The 16,226-nt window shown below is 66.2% G+C and carries 15 protein-coding genes; 8 read left to right on the top strand and 7 right to left on the bottom strand.

The genetic code is table 11. From position 1 onward, the window contains the following. The first annotated feature begins 6 nt into the window (after nucleotides 1-6). From LDB05_RS14425 to LDB05_RS14415, 3 genes are all read left to right on the top strand, one after another. Nucleotides 7-1,356 (top strand): MFS transporter, encoded by a 1,350-nt coding sequence (locus LDB05_RS14425; RefSeq protein WP_226004689.1) that lies wholly within the window; start codon nucleotides 7-9, stop codon nucleotides 1,354-1,356. Between the two features lie 399 nt (nucleotides 1,357-1,755). Beyond that, nucleotides 1,756-3,525 (top strand): nitrite/sulfite reductase, encoded by a 1,770-nt coding sequence (locus LDB05_RS14420; RefSeq protein WP_226004688.1) that lies wholly within the window; start codon nucleotides 1,756-1,758, stop codon nucleotides 3,523-3,525. A gap of 80 nt (nucleotides 3,526-3,605) precedes the next feature. Next, nucleotides 3,606-3,890, top strand: a complete 285-nt coding sequence (locus tag LDB05_RS14415; RefSeq protein WP_226004687.1) for an amphi-Trp domain-containing protein — start codon at nucleotides 3,606-3,608, stop codon at nucleotides 3,888-3,890. Nucleotides 3,891-3,953: 63 nt separating this feature from the next. Here the strand turns inward: LDB05_RS14415 and LDB05_RS14410 are convergent, their stop codons facing one another. The 4 genes from LDB05_RS14410 to LDB05_RS14395 form a co-directional block, all read right to left on the bottom strand. Beyond that, nucleotides 3,954-4,310, bottom strand: coding sequence for a hypothetical protein (locus LDB05_RS14410; RefSeq protein WP_226004686.1), 357 nt, complete (start codon nucleotides 4,308-4,310; stop codon nucleotides 3,954-3,956). 459 nt (nucleotides 4,311-4,769) lie between these two features. After that, nucleotides 4,770-5,618: an ATP-dependent sacrificial sulfur transferase LarE gene (gene larE, locus LDB05_RS14405; RefSeq protein WP_226004685.1), complete on the bottom strand. Its 849-nt coding sequence runs from the start codon at nucleotides 5,616-5,618 to the stop codon at nucleotides 4,770-4,772. Nucleotides 5,619-5,685: 67 nt separating this feature from the next. Then, a complete protein-coding gene (locus tag LDB05_RS14400) occupies nucleotides 5,686-7,182 on the bottom strand; it encodes a sensor histidine kinase (protein ID WP_226004684.1) in 1,497 nt (498 codons plus the stop codon). A 237-nt stretch (nucleotides 7,183-7,419) separates the two neighbouring features. Beyond that, nucleotides 7,420-8,388 (bottom strand): Gfo/Idh/MocA family protein, encoded by a 969-nt coding sequence (locus LDB05_RS14395; RefSeq protein ID WP_226004683.1) that lies wholly within the window; start codon nucleotides 8,386-8,388, stop codon nucleotides 7,420-7,422. A 180-nt stretch (nucleotides 8,389-8,568) separates the two neighbouring features. On the opposite strand from LDB05_RS14395, the gene LDB05_RS14390 reads away from it, so the two are divergent. From LDB05_RS14390 to LDB05_RS14380, 3 genes are all read left to right on the top strand, one after another. Next, nucleotides 8,569-9,138, top strand: coding sequence for a hypothetical protein (locus tag LDB05_RS14390; RefSeq protein WP_226004682.1), 570 nt, complete (start codon nucleotides 8,569-8,571; stop codon nucleotides 9,136-9,138). Nucleotides 9,139-9,211: 73 nt separating this feature from the next. Next, on the top strand, nucleotides 9,212-10,201 hold the full coding sequence (locus tag LDB05_RS14385; protein ID WP_226004681.1) for an aldo/keto reductase: 990 nt from the start codon (nucleotides 9,212-9,214) through the stop codon (nucleotides 10,199-10,201). A 122-nt stretch (nucleotides 10,202-10,323) separates the two neighbouring features. Next, entirely contained in the window at nucleotides 10,324-10,665 is a 342-nt protein-coding gene (locus LDB05_RS14380; protein WP_226004680.1) for a hypothetical protein, read from the top strand. On the opposite strand, the gene LDB05_RS14375 is transcribed toward LDB05_RS14380, so the two are convergent. From LDB05_RS14375 to LDB05_RS14365, 3 genes are all read right to left on the bottom strand, one after another. Next, nucleotides 10,662-10,853: a hypothetical protein gene (locus tag LDB05_RS14375; RefSeq protein WP_226004679.1), complete on the bottom strand. Its 192-nt coding sequence runs from the start codon at nucleotides 10,851-10,853 to the stop codon at nucleotides 10,662-10,664. The two genes, LDB05_RS14380 and LDB05_RS14375, sit on opposite strands and share 4 nt — an antisense overlap. 87 nt (nucleotides 10,854-10,940) lie before the next feature. After that, entirely contained in the window at nucleotides 10,941-11,900 is a 960-nt protein-coding gene (locus LDB05_RS14370; RefSeq protein ID WP_226004678.1) for a DUF368 domain-containing protein, read from the bottom strand. A 198-nt stretch (nucleotides 11,901-12,098) separates the two neighbouring features. After that, nucleotides 12,099-13,664, bottom strand: a complete 1,566-nt coding sequence (locus LDB05_RS14365) for a SagB/ThcOx family dehydrogenase (RefSeq protein WP_226004677.1) — start codon at nucleotides 13,662-13,664, stop codon at nucleotides 12,099-12,101. 79 nt (nucleotides 13,665-13,743) lie between these two features. On the opposite strand from LDB05_RS14365, the gene LDB05_RS14360 reads away from it, so the two are divergent. Further along, complete coding sequence (locus LDB05_RS14360) at nucleotides 13,744-15,792, top strand: MutS-related protein (protein WP_226004676.1); 2,049 nt, start codon at nucleotides 13,744-13,746, stop codon at nucleotides 15,790-15,792. Nucleotides 15,793-15,890: 98 nt separating this feature from the next. After that, on the top strand, nucleotides 15,891-16,058 hold the full coding sequence (locus tag LDB05_RS14355; protein ID WP_226004675.1) for a hypothetical protein: 168 nt from the start codon (nucleotides 15,891-15,893) through the stop codon (nucleotides 16,056-16,058). Nucleotides 16,059-16,226: the final 168 nt, after the last annotated feature.

Raw genomic sequence — 16,226 nt, 5'->3', positions numbered from 1 at the left:
CCACTCATGACCGCGAAATCGACCCCCGAACCGACGAGCGACGGCACACGCGATATACGGGGGAGCCCGCGACGCGGCGTCGCGTCAGCGACCCTCGGCTTCTTTGTCGGGTTCGCCGGCGTCGTCCTCTACGGGCCCGTCGCGACCGAGCTCGAGGGAGCGATGGGGTTGTCCGGGCTCGCGCTCGGGTTGCTGGTCGCTGCACCCCAGTTGACCGGCTCGTTGCTCCGGATTCCGTTCGGCGCGTGGGTCGAGGACGTCGGGGCGGCGAAGCCGTTTCTGGTCCTGCTGGGCTGTGCCGTCGTGGGAATGGCCGGCCTGTCGACGATCCTCGTGACCGTCGGCACGGACGGCCTGACGATGGCCCACTATCCGCTGGTGTTCCTGTTCGGCGCGCTGAGCGGGTGCGGGATCGCGACGTTCTCGGTCGGCGCGGCCCAGACGTCCTACTGGTCGCCCGAGGACCGACAGGGAACGATGCTCGCGGTGTACGCGGGACTCGGCAACAGTTCGCCGGGGATCTTTACGCTCGTCGTTCCCGTCGCGCTCGCCGCCCTCGGGCTGACGGGTGCGTACCTCGCGTGGTTCGGGTTCCTCGTCCTCGGAACCGTGGTCTACGCCGTCGTCGCCGTCGACGCCCCGTTTTTTCAGCTCCGAAAGCGGGGACTCGAGGCCGACGACGCGAAGCGAGAAGCCAAAGCGCGAGGGCAGGACCTGTTCCCCAGCGGCGACGCGACGGCCTCGATCCGCGAGGCGGCCGGAATTCCGAGAACCTGGGTGCTCGTCGTCCTGTTCTTCGCATCGTTCGGCGGCTTCCTCGCGCTGACCACCTGGTTCCCGTCGTACTGGACGGCCGTCCACGACCTCGACTTGCAGGGTGCCGGGACTCTCACGGCGGTGGCGTTCACGCTCCTCGCGGCGCTCGTCCGCGTGCCGGGCGGCGTCGCGAGTGATCGACTCGGCGGCGAACGGACCGCGATCGCGAGCTTCGTCGTCGTCGGCGTCGCCGCAGCGATTCTGGTCGTCGCTCGAACCGTCCCGCTCGCGATCGGCGCGACGGTGCTGCTCGGCATCGGGATCGGCGTCGCCAACGCGGCGGTGTTCGGTCTCGTCCCGAAATACGTCCCGGAGGCCGTCGGGGGCGCGTCGGGACTGGTCGGCGGGCTCGGCGCGTTCGGCGGCTTCGTCATTCCGCCCGTGTTGGGACTGTTCGTCGATCTGCAGGGAACGGCCGGCTACGCGAACGGCTTCGTCGTCGTTCTCGTCCTCGCGGTCGCGTCGATCGGCCTCTCCGGCCGGCTGTACCGGACTCGAGTGGAGCCGGCTCCGGACGGACCGGCTCCGGCCGACGATTGAGTTCGTTCGGGTTTCGTGCTCCGTTCTACCCGTTCGTCGGGGTTTGATCCGTCAGCGATCGTCGCGACAACGGTGTATACCGTTTCGAGCGTCCCGCGCGGAACCGGAACCGCCGAATCGGACGTTGCCCAGCGTTCGCGTGCGAGCGAGATCGAACTGCTGGGATCGCGTTTGTAATCGCCAATTCTCCACCCGGTCACTCGCGATATACGTCCTTATACAGACCATATTCCATTGGAGATGCCACGTCCGGCCCCGAATGCGAGCGAAAAACAGATGTTTGTAAACGATTACCGTTATAAGGTTTAGTACCATGTGGTCAAAACGTGAATTACGACATGTTTGGTGAAGAACTTCGCGATTTCGCGTCCGATCGTTCGGTCAGCGAGGTGGTCCCCGATGGCGCATAAGAAAGAGGAACTCAAGGACGGCTGTTACGGGGACGAGGTCCGCGAACACATCCTCGACTTCGCCACCGACGGCGGCTACGAGGCGATTCCGGAGGACGAACACGAGAAGTGGTTCACCCGCTTCAAGTTCTGGGGCCTGTTCCACCAGCGTTCGGGCCAGGAATCGTACTTCATGATGCGCCTGACCAACGCCAGCGGGATTCTCGAGCCCGAACAGCTGCGGACGATCGGCGAAGTCGCCCGCGAGTACGCCAAGGGCCCAGTCGAAAATCCCGAGTTCGGCAACGGCTGGATCGACCTGACGACGCGCCAGTCGGTCCAACTGCACTGGCTCGAGCTCGAGGACGTCCCGGCAATCTGGGAGAAACTCGAGTCGGTCGGCGTCCACTCCCGCTCGGCCGGCGGCGACACGATGCGCAACATCTCGGGCTGCCCGCTCCACGGAAAGGCCGAGGAATTCGTCGAAGCCGGGCCGCTGCTCGAGCGCTTCGAAGAGGAGCTCCGAAAAGACGACGCGCTCGCGAACATGCCCCGCAAGTTCAACATCAGCGCGTCGGGCTGTACGGTCGGCTGTGCACAGGATTCGATCAACGACATCGGGTTCGAGCCGGCGAGGAAGGAGATCGATGGAGAGACGGTGAGGGGGTTCAACGTCCGCATCGGCGGCGGGCTCGGCGGCCGCCAGCCCCGCGCCGCGACGCCGCTGGACGTCTTCGTCCGGCCCGAGAACGCCTACGAGGTCGGTCGCGGCTTCGTCGAGCTGTACCACGACTACGGCGACCGACAGAACCGCTCGAAGAACCGCGCCCGGTTCTTCGCCGAGGACTGGGGCATGGAACAGATCCGCGAGACGCTCCAGGAGGAGTACGTCGAGTTCGACATGCACACGGCGGGCGAGGATTTCCGCGAGGAGTACACCTACAACGCCGGGAAACCGGTCGAGGACGGCCAGCACGACCACGTCGGCGTCGGTGACCAGAAAGACGGCCGGAACTACGTCGGACTGAGCGTGCCCGTCGGTCGGCTGCCGGCCGAGGACGCCATCGAACTGGCCGATCTGGCCGACGAGTACGGCTCCGGCGAGGTCCGGCTGACCCGCCGGCAGAATCCGGTCATCGTCGACGTCGCCGACGAGGATCTGGACGCGTTGCTCGCGGAACCGCTGCTCTCCGAGTACCCCGCCGAGCCGAGCCCCTTCGAGCGCGGCGCGATGGCCTGCACCGGAACCGAGTTCTGCTCGATCGCGCTGACCGAGACGAAGGGGCGGATGGCCCGCATGCTGCGCTGGTTCAACGCGAACGTCGAACTACCCGACGACGTGGGGAAGATCAAGATGCACTACTCCGGCTGTACGGCCGACTGCGGGCAGGCGATGACCGCCGACATCGGCCTGCAGGGCATGCGCGCCCGCAAGGACGGCGAGATGGTCGAGGCCTTCGACATCGGCGTCGGCGGCGGGGTGGGCGAGGACCCCTCGTTCATCGACTGGGTCCAGCAGCGCGTCCCGGCCGACGAGGCTCCCGGCGCGATTCGGAACCTGCTCGAGGCCTACGCGGCCCACCGCAGCGAGGGACAGACGTTCCGCCAGTGGGTGGAGGCGACGGCCGAGGCACAGCTCGTGGAGTTCTGCGAGCCCGAGGAGACGGACTTCGAAGCGCCGTACATGGCCGACGCCAAACAGTCGTGGTACCCCTTCGCGGAGAGCGAGTCCGCGGCGGCTGCGGCGGCCGACGAGTCCGCAGCGCCGTCCGACGACTGACACGGTCCCTCGTTCCCTCGGCGGTATCGAACTGATTTTTCGTCTGCGTATTTATCAACGTGCGGACCGTATAGTCTCGTATGCCCGAAGAGGTACTCTTCAAATCCGAAAGCGAACAGAGCAGAGCCGAAATCGCGTCGCTCCTCCGCCGCGTCGCGGACAATCTGGACGACGGCGAACCGATCACGCTCAAAGCGGGATCCGAGTCGGTGACCCTCGAACCGCCCGCTCGGCCCACCTTCGAAGTCAAGGCCGAACGCGAGGGGCCGACCGACGCACCCGGTGAATTGAGCGTCGAGTTCGAACTCGAGTGGGACGAAACCGACGGCGAGGACGCCGATAGTGGACAGTTAGAAATCGAGTAGCGCCACGCTCGCACTCGCCCCGGGAGATTCGAGCGACGGCCCGTGGTCGCTTCCACCAGCCGATCAGCGATGGCCTCGGGTTCGCTCGTAGGCGTACTCCAGCGCGTCCTCGAGCGAGCCGGGGCCGTCGTAGCTGGCCGAAAAGAGGTCCATAAATTCGCCGGCGATCCGGTTGCACCGCTCGAACGTCAACACGGTCCTGACCCGCATCGTCTCGGAGAGATCGAGCCCCGGATAACTCGTCGCCGTCAGCGCGTAGCCGGGATGATCTTCGCCGTCGAGCGACGCGGGCGCAACCTTCAGCCGCAAATCACCTGATTCGTGGAGATACGTCCGATACTGCATTTCCCGGTCCGTGTCGGCCGGGGTGTAGGTCCGACACTCTTCGGTGGTCCACTCGAGCGGCACGTCGGCTTCCATCAGTCACTGATAGCAACCCAAGCGCTACGTTCGTATCGCAACGAGCAATATTATCGAACGATAGTCCAGAAGCTCCAACAATGATGGGTTCTCTACGCGAAACGTGGTTATATTCTGGATTTTTGTTTACCAAAGGCGATTGTAACCGACCGTTCGATGAATCGCACCTCGCCGTCACGATCGGTTCTCACACCAACCCCGTAATCGATTGCTGGTTCTCAGCTGATAGCCGTCGCCAGTCGCGGATTCGAAGCCCGTCTCTCGTTATCGAACGCAAGGAATACGGCTTTGGCCGGGAGCGCGTTCGCCGCAATCGCGGCGAATCGCGCGACCCGGGGGAGGGCAGGCGGTTCACCGATACTCGCCGCGAGCGAACGGAGTGAGCGAGCGGCCTTTTTTGGTCGAGATTTTTTGCGCGAGGGGTGAACGCAGTGAACCCGAGCGGAAAAAAGGTCGGTGTTAATCATTGGTCGAGGACTCGACGGCCGACTCTTCCTCCTCGGTTTCGGGGCTGACGCTGCCGGTCCGGTAGCCGTGGAGGTCGAGCGTGACGTGATCGAAGCCGAGGTTCGACAGCTCCGCGCGAACCGTCTCGACGAACTCCCGATTCAGGGCGCGCTCGAGTTCGTCGGGCGCGACCTCGATGCGGGCGAGCCCGTCGTGGTCGCGGACGCGGAACTGGTCGAACCCCCACTGGCGGAGCAGCGCCTCGGCCCGTTCGATTCGCGTGAGCCGGTCCTCGGTGACCTCGAGCCCGGTGGGTATCCGGGAAGAGAGACAGGCCATCGAGGGTTTCTCGGCGACGGAGAGATCGTATCGGTCGGCGATCTCGCGGACCTCGCTCTTCGAAATGTCGTGGGCGAGCAGCGGCGAGTGGACGTCCAACTCCTCGACCGCCTGCAGTCCGGGTCGGTGGCCCGCGCCGGGATCGTCGGCGTTCGTCCCGTCGCAGACCGTCCCCGCGCCGAGTTCGCGGGCGGTCTCGAGCATCTCGCCGAGTCGCATCGTTCGACAGTGATAGCAGCGGTCGTCGTCGTTCTCGACGAACGCGTCGCTCTCGAGCTCGGAGAAGGAGACGATCTCGTGGCGGATGCCGATCTCGCGTGCGACCCGCTTTGCGTCCTCGAGTTCGGCCTCGGGGAGCGTCTCGCTCTTCGCGGTGCAGGCGACCGCGTCCTCGCCGAGCGCGTCGTGGGCCAGTGCGGCCACCACGCTCGAGTCGACGCCGCCGGAGAAGGCGACGACGACGCCGTCACGAGCCGCGAGGTCGTCGCGGGCGGCCTGAAGTTTCGGCTCGACCGTTGTCATGGACCGTCGTTCGAACCCGACGGGCAAAAGGACGTTGTCGCCGGTCGATTTCCGGCAGCGGTCTCGCTCACCGGCGGCAAGCGGCGTCGTCGACGCCCGTGATCTCGAACCGTGCACCGCCGTCTTCCCCCTCGGTGACCGACACCGACCAGCCGTGCGCTTCCGCGATTTGCGCGACGATAGACAGTCCGAATCCCGTTCCGTCGGTCCTCGTCGAATAGCCCCGCTCGAGTACCCGTTCGCGCTTGGCAGGCGGAATTCCGGGGCCGTCGTCGGCGACGTAGAAATCGGGGCCGCCGCCGATACGGCCGACCGTCACCGTCACGTCCGATCCGCCGTGCTCCGCGGCGTCCTCGTGAGCGTGTGAACGAGGGCTTGTGGAGCTATGCTCCACAGCGTTCCGAAACAGGTTCTCGAGGAGCTGTTTCACTCTGTCTCGATCGGCACTGATCACCGCGTCCGTCTCGACGGTGAGTTCGGCTCCCGCCGTGTCAACGGTGTGCCAGCAGGCGTCAGCGAGTTCGGCCAGTCGGACGGACTTGAACTCGGTTACCGCTTCACCTTCCCGCGCCACCAGCAACAGGTTGTCGATCAGCGACTCCATCCGATCGTGCGACTCCGCGACGGCAGCGAGGTGGTCGTTGTCGTCCGACGCTCTGGCCTCCTCGAGACGCCCCTGCGCGACGTTCAGCGGGTTTCGAAGGTCGTGGGATACGATACTGGTGAACTCGTTGAGCCGCTTGTTCTGGCGCTCGAGTTCCTGCTCGTAGCGTTTCCGTTCCGTGATGCGGTGACTGATCCCGATGAGGCCCTGTACGGTTCCGTCCTCGTTGCACCAGGGGACTTTCGAGGTCAGGTTCCACTCGTCGGAAAGCGGACTGTACTCCTCTTTGTTGATGATCGGCTCGCCCGTCTCGACGACGCGCATATCGTCGTCGTACGCCTGGCGCTCGTGTTCGGTGGTCGCGATTTCGCGATCGGTTCGACCGAGTATCTCGTCCCGGGTGAACGAATCGACTAGCAGGGCGTCCGTATCGTGCGTTGTCCGCTCGGTGAGGTGTCTGCTCACGCGGACGTGTCGTCCCTCCGCATCTTTCACGAACAGGTGTATCGGGACGTGATCGAAGATCGCCGCCAGCAGATTACTGTCCTCCCGTCGCTGTTTCCGGCGTCGGTATCGTTCGACGGCGGTCGTAATCCGATCGGCGAGTCGATCGGCAGCTCCGTCTGCCGATTTCCGTAGATACTCCGTCACGCCGAGCGAGATGGCCTCGCTCGCGACGGCTTCTGAACCCGCGTCGGTGTAGAGAACGAAGGGGAGGTCGGGGTGCGCGTCGCGGACTGCCGCGAGGAGTTCGAGTCCGTTGCGTCCGCCGGCGAGTCGATATTCGGACACGATGCAGTCGATCGATGCCGGTACGGTTTCGAGCCGATCGAGTGCCTTTCCAGCGGTGGGCTCCGTACGGACATCGAATCGGCCAGATGGCCTGTCCAACCGAGCGGTCAGCAGACCCGGATTATCGGACTCGTCGTTCACGGAAAGAATCCGGATCGGGTCGGGCATTGGTAGCCGCAACGGATTAAGTGGGTAAAAATATACTTGCCGAAACCTGTCGGCTCCGTTTCGACCATCGGTCGGGCCGTGTCGCCGATCTCACGATCGCTGCATTAATCGCCGACGCCGTCTCGAGCCGCGAGGTCGTCGCGGGCGGCCCGGAGTTCTGGCTCGACCGTTGTCATGGACCGTCGTTCGAACCCGACGGGCAAACGGACGTTGTCGTCCGCGTATTAGGTGGGGTTGTCAGATCTCGACGGGACGATCGCGATCGGCGCTTTCCGACAGTGCGTCGAGCACCCGCATATTGGCGATCGCCTCGTCGCCGTCCGTCCGCGGGGTCCGGCCGGCGGCGACGCAGTCGGCGAAGTGATCGATCTCGAGCCGGAACTGGTTGACTGGATCGAACGTCTCGACGCCGCGGCGGCCGTCGATCCGGTACTCGAGTTCGAGCCTGCCGTCGGGCACGTCGAACGCGTTCTCGACCTCGATCCAGCCGTTGGTTCCCTCGATCCGGTAGCGCTGGACGGTTTCCGTGTCGAAACTCGACGAGACGCGACCGGTCGCCCCGTCGGCGTACTCGAGGATCCCGGTCAACTCCGAATCGACGCCGGCGTCGCGGGTGTCGACTGCGGACGCGTACGCCCGCTCCGGTTCGCCGAGGACCTGACGCACCACGGAGACGGGGTAACAGCCGACGTCCATCAGGCTCCCGCCCGCCAGCTCGGGCGAGAGGCGGATGTCTCCCGTCCGGTCGAGCCGGAATTTGAACGTCGCCGTCACCGAGCGGACGTCTTCTAGTTCGTCGCGCGCCAGGGCGAACGCGCGCTCGGTCCGCGGATGATATCGGTACATGAACGCTTCCATCAGGGTCACACCCCGGTCCGCACAGTGGTCGACGACGTCGCACGCCTCGGCCGCATCGACTGCGAGGGGCTTCTCGCAGAGGACGTCGAGTCCGGCGTCGGCCGCGCGTTTCGTCCACTCCGCGTGCAGGGCGTTCGGCAGCGGGATGTAGAGGGCGTCGACGTCGGCGTTCTCGATGAGGTCGCCGTAGTCGCCGTAGGACGCCTCGATATCGTACTCCGCTGCGACGACGCGCGCGTCGGCTTCGTCGCGAGACGCGATCGCCGTCACGTCGTGGTCGCTGGCTTCGATTCCCGGGAGGAACGCCTTCTGTGCGATGCCCGCCGTACTGAGAACGCCGAAATCCATGCCCGTGTGTTTCGCCGACCCGTATAAGTATTCCAGCAGTCTCCGACGAGCGGTGATCGTCGCGACCACCGGACCCATCGCTGCCGAGTTACCCCGGTCGTGGCCGCGATAGGCGAACCAGTACACAGCACGCCGGACGGTTAAGGCGATGTCTCTGGTAGGACCGCTATCCCGATCACCATGGCTATCTCAAATCGACTGGGACGACTCCGTTCGGTTATCGACACCGAGGGCCACACGAGCGAGGCCGACGAACACTCCCGCGAGGAACACATCGCGGACGCGGTAGCCCGCGGGATGCAAGGGGGAGTCGTTGCAACGCTCATTATGACGGCGTTTCGGCTCCCGCTCCTGCGATCACTGCCGCCGTCGGCGAACTTCTGGTCGCAGTACGTCGCCGGCGGCGACCCCGCCGACCACCGGATCGCCGGCCTCGGGCTCCACCTCCTCTATGGGGTCAGTTCGGGCGCGGTCTTCGGCGCGCTGTTTTCCCTGTACACCGCCGGTCGGTCCATCGAGCCCGAACAGCGCGGGCTCGTCTGGGGCGCGGTCTACGGCATGGTCCTGTCGGCGTTCGGTGTCCAGGTCGTGCTCCAGGAACTGCTCGATATCCGGCTCGAGGCCGACGAACTCGCGCTCTTTCACGCCGGTCACCTCGTCTACGGGCTGGCGCTCGGGGCCTGGGTCGGCTCTCGAACCGAGGGCGTCGAGGATCCGGAACGGGAGTACGAGTACGACGACGGGAACTGACTCCGTCGCCGGCGCTCGCCGTGACGGTTGCCGGCAGGCTAACGCATAGGCCCGTTCGAGAACACGCTCGCATATGAACCATCGACGACTCGGTTCGACCGGACGCGACGTCTCCGAGGTCGGCCTCGGGACGTGGAATATCGGCGGCGACTGGGGCGACGTGGCCGACGAGACCGGCCGCGACGTCGTCCGCGCTGCCCTCGACGCGGGGGTCGACTTCGTCGACACCGCGGACGTGTACGGCGACGGCCGCAGCGAACGCCACATCGGCCGCGTCCTCGACGAACGGGACGCCCACGACGACGTGTTCGTCGCGACGAAAGCGGGGCGACGCCTCGAGCCCCACGAGGCCGACGGCTACGACTACGACCACCTCTCCGCGTTCGTCGACCGGAGCCGCGAGAATCTCGGCGAGGAAACCCTCGACCTCCTTCAGTTGCACTGCCCGCCGACGGCGGCGTACTACCAGCCGTCGACCTTCGACGCGCTAGAGCGACTCGCCGACGAGGGAAAGATCGCTCACGCCGGCGTGAGCGTCGAAAAAGTCGAGGAAGCGCTCAAGGCGATCGAGTACGACGTCGTCGAGACCGTCCAGCTCATCTTCAACCCGTTCCGCCAGCGGCCCGCGGAGCTGTTCTTCGAACGCGCCCGGGCGGAAGATATCGGCGTGATCGTCCGGGTCCCGTACGCCTCGGGGCTGCTGACCGGCGCGCTCGAGCGCGACCAGACGTTCCCCGAGGACGATCATCGCAATTACAACCGGGAGGGCGAGGCCTTCGACGTCGGCGAGACGTTCGCGGGCGTTCCCTACGAAACGGGTCACGACGCCGTCGACGCGCTCGAGGCCCACGTGCCCGACGACCTGTCGCTGGCAGAACTCACGCTCCGGTGGATCCTGGACCACGAGGCGGTTTCGACGGTCATCCCCGGGACCACGTCGCCGGACCACGTCCGCAGCAACGCCGCCGTCTCGGAGCTCCCGCCGCTCTCGAATCGGGTTCACGGGGCCGTTCGGGACGTCTACGAGGAGTACGTGTTCGAACACGTCCACCATCGCTGGTAGTACCGGCGGCTCTCTCAGCAAGCCCTCGCGGACGAGGATCGAGGTGTCGTTTTCGAGGCCCACTCGAACCCACTGAGAACGCAAGGGGGACGCCGATTTTCCGGCGCGGGGTAGCCACGCACATGACCGACTACGAGATGCACGAACCCGACTTCTCCGGCACGACGACCGAGGAATGGGACGAACCGCAACTCGAGGATTTCGACACCGACGACCTGAGCGAGGTCGCCGACCACTTCATTCTCTCGGCCTCGGGGTTCCCGCCGGAGAACTTCACGGATCTGAAGCTCCCGGTGGTCGATCCCGACGGGGACCTCAACAGGAACGCCCTGCAGACGGCGAAAAGCGGCGGCCACGGCGTCGGTGCAGTCGAGGATCTCGAGGACGACGAGCAGGCCGAAATCGAGGACATGATCGACGACCTTGCGAACGAACACTTCGAGGACGCCGACTTCGGCGACTAATCGGATTCCGGCCGATCACCGCGGAGCACGTCTATAACGACTCCCGATCGGGCGAGGACGACGAGGCCGAGCAGCAAGAGTCCGCGCTCCCAGTTTCCGCGGTCGAACTCCCGCGTCGCCGCCACGAGGAGCGTGCGGATCGACAGCGTTCGTATCGGTTTCCGCCCCGTGAGCGCCGTGACTGGCATACTCGTGCTACCACCACCGATGAAATAACGACGATACCGGCGGACGCAAGCGGATCCGTATCGAACGGGATCGTCGGCTCGCTCCGCTCACTCCGGATCGAACCCGCCGACGAGGAGCTCGAGCGAGAACAGGGCGATCGCTCCAACCACTGCCCACGCGGCCGTTAACCCGATCGTCTCCGTCGTCCACGCGTGTGCGTCGGCGATGTTGTGCAACGGGGCGGGAACCGACCCAGCGATGAGACTCACCAGGAAGACGAGAGTCAGGCCGCGATTGCGGGCCAGTGCGGCACGTACGACTCGAGCGATCGTGACGAGGCCGACGATTCCGCCGACCATGAACAGCGCGACGGTCGTTCCCGGGCCGGTGACTGCCGCGAGCGATCCGTCGTCGAGCAGGCCCAGGCCGGCACGGACGAACTCGCTCAGTTCGCCGGAGAGGAAGACGTACTGGCCGAGCAGGATCAGGATCAGCGAGCCGGAGATCCCCGGCAGGATCATCGCACTGATCGCGATCGCACCGGCGAAGACGATCACGAGCGGACCGCCACCGGGGAGCTGGAGGACGTCGGCAGCGACCAGCAACGCGAGGGTCGCACCCGCCACCGCAGCCCCGACGTGTGTGGGCGAGGACAACTCGAGGCTCCGACCCAGCGTGATCGCCGAGGCGGCGATCAGCCCGGTAAAGAAGCCGAAGATGGCGATCGGATGGGTTTCCGCGAGCGACGAGACGACGTCCGCGATGAGGACGACCGCGGTGACCATGCCGACGCCGAGCGGAATCAGGAACTGCAGGTCCAGCTCGAGCAGCTCCTCCCGCGCTCGCGTTCGCCGCTCGGGGTGGTAGCCCCGGAGGACGGCGATCGCTCGGCGGGGAGTAAACGCGGTGATGGCGGCGATCAGCCGGCTGTAGAACCCGAGCAAGAGCGCCACCGTACCGCCGGAGACGCCCGGGAGCGCGTCGGCCGCGCCCATGCAGAGCCCGTAGCCGTAGGCCCGGAGCAGTTCGAGTCGATCGACGGGGACGTCTGTGCGTTCATACTCCATGTGTTCGCTCCTGCCGCCCCTGAGTCGGGTACTGACTCGACGGCGGTCGACGCCACTGCCTCGAGCCCGAGCGCTCGGGCCGCCGATTCGGCTGCATGCTCGATGGAGCGACGCGCGGCCGTATAAAAGTGGGACAACCCCGTCAGCGCGTGCTATTCTCGCCCACGGGTTCCGATTCGACGTCGACGAGAGACGGGCTCAGGCCGGCCGCCCGATCGTATACAGGAAAATCGGGGTTTGTCCCGCGGCACGCGGCGCGAAGAAGTCGGAGACGGCGTCGTCGTAGAACGTCAGTCCGGTCCCGCCGAGATCACGGTGGGCGTAGGTTCCCAGATACAGCCGGCCGGCCGTCAGCGACGCCTCGAGTTGCGCTACCCGATACCCACGGTCTCCGAGCGCGTCGACGATATCCTCGAGGTCGGTCAGGAAGTAAATACAGGCAGCGGCGTCGGCGGCCAGCCGCTGATCGATTGCGAGGTGGCCCGCTTCGCTACGGAACTCGCCAGCCCGGAGCCGCTCGAGCTCGCCCGCCGCCGGGTGATACCGATACGTGCCGGCCTCGAGACCCTCGACGGCGGTGACGACGAGATAGGGGTCGACGAACGACAGCGGCGGGTCCCTCTGTCGTCGGATATCCATCGGAACACCCCGAACGGCGCGGTCGAGTACGGTCGAGAGCTTCCGGAAGCTGATCGAGTCACGATCGTACTCGCGACAGGAGCCGCGGCGACGGATCGTCTCGTGGATCGGCCGGCTCGAGGCCGTCTCGTCATCGACCGGCTCGAGTGCGATCCGGTCCCCGTCACCGTGTTCGCGAGTCCCGATCGGTGCCGCGGGTCGTTCGGACCGCCAGGATTTCGCCATCGCACCGCTCTCGAGGGTACCGGCCGACCACGCCTCGTGGATCGTCGGGAACGACTTTTCGGTCGGTGAAAGAGGTTCGGTGGCGTGGTCGATCGCCTCGAGATCGTCACGGTCGGACTCGGGAACACTGTCGCCCGTTCCGATTGGGACCAGTTCCAGCGGCGCTTCGCGTTCGGGCTCGAGTCCGAGCAGGTCGGCGACGGGTCGGTCCGCGAAGCCGGTGACGATCTCGGCGCGGTAGTCGAGCGCGTGGGCGACCGCGAGCAGGTTCGCGAGGGTCGTGCCGGAGTCCCAGAACGCGTGGCGAAACGTCCGGTCGCCGTACTTCCAGGCGTTGCGCCACCACGTCGAAGTCGCGACGAACGAAAGTGGCGCGTCGGCGACACCCTCGTCTGCGCTCGCACTCGCGAGCACGCCGCGGTAGTCTCCCTCTCGGAGTACGTCGAGCGACAGCGTCCGGGGATCGAAGTGGTAGACGCCGGCCTCGAGATCGGTCCTCGGAGTACCCGAACCGCCGGGTCCCTCGAGATCGCCGCAGACGACGTACAGATCGACGTGGTAGAGCGCGCCGGTCGTCGCCGCGGCGCGAAACAGCAGCGAGCGCCCGCGCTTGGTTATTCGCTTCGTGATACCCGCGGCGTAGTAACACAGATTCGTGACGGTCTCGCGATCGGGGTGCCGATCCCGGGTCGGGGTCCCGTCGGGTGTCGACTCTGCGATCGCCGCCAGCGCAGGTTGCTGAGGCGGCCGAATCCGATCGGCTAGCGGTCGTTTTGGGCGGTCCACGTACTCCTTGTACGGCCGCGGCTTGTTGTCGAAATCGAGCCCGTATCCGGCTTCGCGGACGGTTCTGGGCGAGTGCTTCGTCCGGTCGTGATAGTCGAGCGCGCCGATCGGCATGGCTCGAGCTACCACGTCGGCCCCGAAAAGCCCGGGCGGGAACTTTTTCTCATTCCGGTTTGATACGCATCTCGAGAACATGGACCTCGAGTCGATTCCGGGCGTCGGTGAAAAGACGGCCCGAGCGCTAGCCGAGCTCGACGATCCCGAGCGCGCGCTGCGGACGGGTGACGTGGAAGCGATCGCGGCCGCGCCGGGGATCACCCAGGGGCGGGCCGCCCGCATCGCGCGCGGCGCGATCCGGCTCGAGCACGACGATCCCGGCGGGTTTCTGGCGACCGACCGCGCACGGGAAGTCTACCGCGCGGTCCTCGAGCTGCTCGAGGAGCGCACGGTCACCGACTACGCGGCCCGGCGACTCGAAACGCTCTATCCGAGTCCAAAACGGTCCCGCATCGAAGAGGTACAGGCGTTCGCGGCCGATGCGCTCGAGCGCGAGCCCGACCCCGACGTGCTCGACGCGCTCGAGGGACTGGAACCCCTCCGGGAACCCGGTGACGTGCAGGTCCGCGAGCGGTGTCTGGCGACGACGGACGCCGAGCGCTACTCCGAGGCGCGCGAAGCGATTCCGGAACTCTCCGTCGAGGTCGTCGAAGACGCACAGGGGCTGGCCGAACTCGCCCGGGGGTACTCGACCGTCATCGCCCTCGACGAGTCGTTCGCCGGCGTGACACTCGAGGGCGACGTGCAGGTCCGACCCGACGCCCTCGAAAATCCGTCGGACGTCGTTCCCGAGCGCTCGCTGGCGTTTTTCGCTCGCAATCGAGATCGATTACAGGCCGCCATCGAGGTCCACCGGACCGCCGGTCTCGAGGCGCCCTGCGACCTCACGGCGCTCGAGGACGGCCTCTCGCGGCTCGAGGAGGACGGCACGGTCGCGGGCGACGACGAACTCGACCGGCTGACGACGGCGGTCGACGACCTCGACGCGGCGGCGGGCGCGGCCGAGAGCGTCGCTAACGATCACCTGCGCCAGGCGATCCGCGAGCAGGACGTGACGATCGAGGGCTCGGACCTGCTCTCCCTGGTCGAGCGCGGGGCCGGCGTCGACTCGCTGCTGTCCCGCGAACTCGCGGACGAGTACGCTGCGGCCGTCGACGCGTCCCGCGATCACCTCGTCGACGCGCTCGATCTCGATCAGGGGGAGGCGGAGATCGCTCGCCGGGCGTTCAGCGACGAGCCGACGTTCCCGGTCGAGCGCGACGAGGACGTCGTCAGCCGACTGCGCGAGGAACTCACGGCGGCCAAGGAGCGCCGCGCGGGCCGGCTCAAACGCGAACTCGCCGCGGACCTCGCGGATCAGCGCGAGGGGGCCCGCCAGCTCGTTCGGGACGCCCTCGAGCTCGATGTCGAACTCGCGATCGCCCGGTTCGCTCGGGAGTACGACTGCGTGATGCCGGAATTTGTCACTGACGACGCCGCGGACGACGTCGGGTTCGCGATCGAGGGCGGTCGGTCTCCCCTGCTGGACGAACCGCTCGAAGCGATCGACCCCGTCGATTACGAAGTCTCGGGCGTCGCCCTCCTCTCGGGGGTCAACAGCGGCGGGAAGACCTCCACGCTGGATCTGGTCGCGAGCGTGGTGATTCTGGCCCACATGGGACTGCCCGTCCCCGCCGAGCGCGTTCGCCTGCGGCGATTCGACGATCTCCACTACCACGCCAAGACGCAGGGCACGCTGGACGCGGGCGCCTTCGAGTCCACCGTCCGGGAGTTCGCCGATCTCGCCGAGGGCGGGGAGGGCTCGCTGGTGCTGGTCGACGAACTCGAGAGCATCACCGAGCCCGGCGCGTCGGCGAAGATCATCGCCGGCATCCTCGAAGCGCTCTCCGAGAACGGCGCGACGGCGGTGTTCGTCTCGCATCTGGCCGACGAGATCCGCGAGATGGCCGAGTTCGACGTGACAGTGGACGGGATCGAAGCCGTCGGCCTCGTCGACGGGGAACTCGAGGTGAACCGCTCGCCGGTCAAAGACCACCTGGCGCGGTCGACGCCGGAGCTGATCGTCGAGAAACTGGCCGACGAGGCCCGGGACGAGGCGGTCGCGGCCAACGGCGGCGCGCCGAGCGGGGACGAGGGCGATTCGGACCCGGTCTTCTACGATCGGCTGCTCGAGAAGTTCGAGTGACCGCTCCGCCGTCGACCGGCGAGGAAATGCAGCGTTGGTATACCGCACTGGGGCATGCAAGTGCAACGCCTACCACTACAGAATGACTATGTTAGGGTATGCCATATCAGTTCCAGTGTCCCAGGGAGGGGTGTTCCTTCGAACTGCGCTGTGATGCCGATCACGAGGCGGCGCGCCTCGCGCGAGCCCACGCCCGCGTCTCACACCGCAGTCGGATCGCTCCGGCCGATCTCAATCGGTGGCTCGAGCGGGTCGAAGCCGCTTGAACCGTCTTCAGAACCCGTCTCTCGGCACCACCCACCGTGACACACCAGAACCTTCTGTTTTCTCCACGCTACTTTCTCACCGCTGGCGGTCCGGTGCCGTCAGTGCTGTCACTTAGACAGGCAGAGTGGCCATTGGTTTTTGTGGATGAGTGTCATGGTCAGATATAA

The sequence above is a fragment of the Natrinema salinisoli genome (assembly GCF_020405205.1).
Lineage (GTDB): Archaea > Halobacteriota > Halobacteria > Halobacteriales > Natrialbaceae > Natrinema > Natrinema salinisoli.
The sequence above is the reverse complement of the archived record's forward strand: the minus strand, read 5'-3'. Positions and strand labels throughout refer to the sequence as shown.